The 1142-nt window shown below is 74.4% G+C and carries 1 protein-coding gene; it reads left to right on the forward strand.

All coding sequences use genetic code 11. The annotated features are described in order from the left end of the window. Nucleotides 1-1142 (forward strand): NB-ARC domain-containing protein (locus tag E4P40_RS27640; RefSeq protein ID WP_167762401.1); only part of this gene is annotated, 1142 nt, incomplete at both ends.

Genomic DNA, 1142 nt, shown 5'->3' on the forward strand with positions numbered 1-1142 from the left:
GTCTCCCTCGCCCGGAGCGAACGGACGCGGCTGGTCACGGTGACCGGTCCCGGCGGGGTCGGGAAGACCCGGCTGGTGCTGGAGGTGGCCCGCCGGGTGGCGGGCGACTTCCCCGGCGGTGTGGTGTTCGTACCCCTGGCGGCGGTGAGCGATACCGCACTCGTCCTGAGCACCGTGGCCGACGCACTGGGAGCGAGACGGGAAGCGACGGCCGACGTCCTCGAGGCCGTCCGGGCGACGATCGGCGACGAGCGGACCCTCCTCGTCCTGGACAACTTCGAGCAGGTCACCGCCGCAGCCCCGGACGTCGCGGCGCTGCTGAGCCTCGCGCCTGCCCTCGTCGTCCTCGTCACCAGCCGCCAGGTGCTCCGCATCCGCTCGGAGCAGCAGGTCCATCTCGGTCCCCTGCCCGACGACGCGGCGATGCGGCTGTTCGCCGACCGGGCCGCGGCGTCCCGGGCCGGCTTCGTCGTGGACGACACGAACTCCGCCGCCATCGCCGAGATCTGCCGCCGCCTGGACGGACTGCCGCTGGCGATCGAGCTCGCCGCGGCCCGGATCCGCCTGCTCCCGCCCGACGCCATGCTGGCGCGCCTGCGCGACCGGCTCGACGTGCTCGGCAGCGGGCCGGTCGACCTGCCCGCACGGCAGCGGACGCTGCGCGCCACCATGGACTGGAGCTACGGCCTGCTGCCCCCGCCGGAACAGTCGCTCCTGGCCCGGCTGGCCGTCTTCTCGGGTGGCTGGACCCTGGCGGCCGCCGAGGCCGTCTGCGGCCGGCCGACCGGGCCTCCGACGATCGACACCCTCTCGGCTCTCCTGGACGACAGCCTGCTGGTGCCGGCCGGCGGGACTCCCCAGGAGCCCCGGCTCGACATGCTCGAGACGGTGCGGGACTACGCGGCGGAGAAGCTGGCGGGGTCCGACGACGACATCGAGACCGGACGCCGCCACACCGAGTGGGTCCTCGCCATGTTCGACCCCGCGGTGCACTTCCGGGCTGCGGAGTTCCGGCCGGCCCTCGACCGCTTCAACGCCGAACGGTCCAACGTCCGGGCCGCGGTGCAGCGGTCCGTCGACGCCGGCGAACGGGACGTGGCCGCTCGGCTGATCCGCAACACCCTGGGTTTCATGGCCCGCCG

The organism is Blastococcus sp. CT_GayMR20 (assembly GCF_004570345.1).